Genomic DNA, 2,382 nt, shown 5'->3' with positions numbered 1-2,382 from the left:
AATCGGAAAATCTCAAATTTTTAGTGCTTATTCTGAAATTCTTATAAATCAACGGACTATCGCCCTAAAAAATTTTCAAGTGCTAAATTTCTGATCGTTATTCTATTTTAATTTTCCTTCTCATACTTTATCTTATATTAAATAATAAGTCTCATAAGACTTTTGAAATACAAACAGGTATCATTAAAAGATTATGTTTACAATTAAAAATATTCTGTAAAAGTAGAGTTTACTTATGATAAGGTTCATTATTAATGATCCTATATGCTCTATATATTTGCTCATACATAATAATTATCAATACACTAATATCCATAGCCATATTGGAAATCGCTAAATGATAATCTGCTCTTTCTTTTATTTCATTTTTTACTTCTCCATATATTATTAAGAAAGTAATATCACTTTTACCAGTAAGTGCTAAATTTGAAATTTTATTTGCTAATTCTTCTGACGAAATCAAATTTCCTTCTATACTTACCAATACTAAATATGTTTTATCAGTAATTTCTTTTTGTAATTGTTTTTTATCTTTTACTTCTACAAATTTAAGTTTACAATATCTACTTAACCTCTTACTGTATTCATTTATCGCCTCTTTTGCAAACTTCTCTCTAATCTTTTCTGTAGTAATTATTTTTATATTCATTATAAATTCTCCTTCTTTTTTCAATAAATTACATTATTTTATTACAATGCATATTAAATAAATAACTTTTCTCAAATACTTGAATGCTGCATAAATTTTTTATTAATATTTTCTAAACTTTATCTTCATATATGTTAAGGAGGTATATCAATGCTATTATTTAAATCTTTGAAAAAATTAATAGTATGTAATATTATACTTGCTTTACTTAATATTATACTAGAAAATACTTTTGTAAGAATAGTTATAGCAATATGCATGATAGCATCATTTATTCAATTATTTCGTTTTGTCAACATAGTTGAAAAAAAGTTTTTTTATAAAGATAATATTAACTCTTAAAATAACTCTTTATTTGAAATTATCTTTTATAATTTTAATATAAAAGATTTCTAGTTTTTTAATTAAAATACCTCCTACCATTTTCAATGGGAGGAGGTATTTTAATTATACATAGAGATATCTCAAGTTTAGATACTGTAATAATTAATTTCCCCCTTTACATCTTTCTCATTTTTTAAATAACTTCACTTGTTTATCTCAAATTTTCTACATCTAATATTTTAAAGAAATATTTTCTATTTTCTAAAATTACCGCTACGTTCTTTATATTTTTAACTTTTATAAACAAAAATTATTTTTTATTTTTTTCATACTTTGTCCTAAATACAAATTCTCTAGTTTTGACTGAAAAATCTGCAAGCAAATTTTAGTTCAAAATCCTGCATTAGCAATATAACGTGCTAATTTAAAACTTTATTTTAAGCATATGATTGTAAAAAATCCTCTGACAAGAAACATCAATATATTAATTTTATTTTTTATCTTATCGCGACTTTTTAAAAACTTTTTAACCTTTCTTCTTTAACTATAACGCTCTTATGCCAACCTAACAACTCCATCAATTGCTAATAAAGTAAAATTCCCCTGTCAAACCAGGAGAATCTATGCTTATACACTGACCTTTTGTTACTGATATTCTAAATAATTTTTTATTTCTTTATAATCTTCAAATACCATATATGCAATTAATACCGCTAACGGTATTAAGTAATATTTTTGTAGTAAAGGAACATTTAAGTATATTTCTGCTTTATACATCAAATAAAATACAACTAGTCCAGCAATATTTGAAACTAAAAGGCTCACTATTCTTTTTAACATTTTTATCCCTCCTATTTAAATAGGTTATTTCTCTATTTTTATATCTAATGTATTTTTATACTAGCACAAAAAAATCTTTTTGTGTTTAACTTTGGACTTTTTTAATGTAAATGTAATAATCTGTAAACAAAACTTTTAAACATAATTTTTTAAAAAACAGCATAAAAATTTGAAAATACATATAAATGTGTTTATAATGCTGGAAATTAAATGGAGGTGATCTTTATGATACAACTAGAAGTTCTTAGATTAGAAATAAATTATTTCTTACATATCATTAAAAAGAATTTTGGATATGAAGACAAATCTCTTGCTGAAGAAACGATAAACTTATTAATTAACTACTTTCTATTTGGACACAATAAAGAACTTTGTTTATCATATATTAGCAGAATTAGTTATTATATTGATATAATAGAAAAATTAGACGATATTGAATGCAACAACTTGAAGTTGAATATACCAAATATTATAAAATTATTAAACACAATAAAATTAGAACTTTTATAAAAAAGGTTCCCTTTGTTTGCAGCAGAGGGAACCAGAAAACCCTTTTATTTTATTATTTT

At 22.8% G+C, this 2,382-nt stretch carries 4 protein-coding genes; 2 read left to right on the top strand and 2 right to left on the bottom strand.

Annotated elements, in window-relative coordinates:
• Positions 1–229: 229 nt before the first annotated feature.
• Complete coding sequence (locus BUB51_RS12425) at positions 230–649, bottom strand: 23S rRNA (pseudouridine(1915)-N(3))-methyltransferase RlmH (RefSeq protein WP_073198148.1); 420 nt, start codon at positions 647–649, stop codon at positions 230–232.
• A 150-nt stretch (positions 650–799) separates the two neighbouring features.
• On the opposite strand from BUB51_RS12425, the gene BUB51_RS12420 reads away from it, so the two are divergent.
• On the top strand, positions 800–991 hold the full coding sequence (locus tag BUB51_RS12420) for a hypothetical protein (RefSeq protein WP_073198146.1): 192 nt from the start codon (positions 800–802) through the stop codon (positions 989–991).
• 627 nt (positions 992–1,618) lie between these two features.
• Here the strand turns inward: BUB51_RS12420 and BUB51_RS12415 are convergent.
• Positions 1,619–1,813 carry a hypothetical protein gene (locus BUB51_RS12415; RefSeq protein ID WP_073198144.1) on the bottom strand — a complete coding sequence of 65 codons (195 nt, stop codon included), beginning with the start codon at positions 1,811–1,813 and terminating at the stop codon, positions 1,619–1,621.
• A gap of 225 nt (positions 1,814–2,038) precedes the next feature.
• Here BUB51_RS12415 and BUB51_RS12410 point away from each other — a divergent pair, with 225 nt between their 5' ends.
• A complete protein-coding gene (locus tag BUB51_RS12410) occupies positions 2,039–2,323 on the top strand; it encodes a hypothetical protein (protein ID WP_073198142.1) in 285 nt (94 codons plus the stop codon).
• The last annotated feature ends 59 nt before the right edge of the window (positions 2,324–2,382 follow it).

It is taken from the genome of Caloranaerobacter azorensis DSM 13643 (genome assembly GCF_900129995.1).
In the GTDB taxonomy this organism is placed as follows: Bacteria; Bacillota; Clostridia; order Tissierellales; family Thermohalobacteraceae; genus Caloranaerobacter; species Caloranaerobacter azorensis.
The sequence above is the reverse complement of the archived record's forward strand: the minus strand, read 5'-3'. Positions and strand labels throughout refer to the sequence as shown.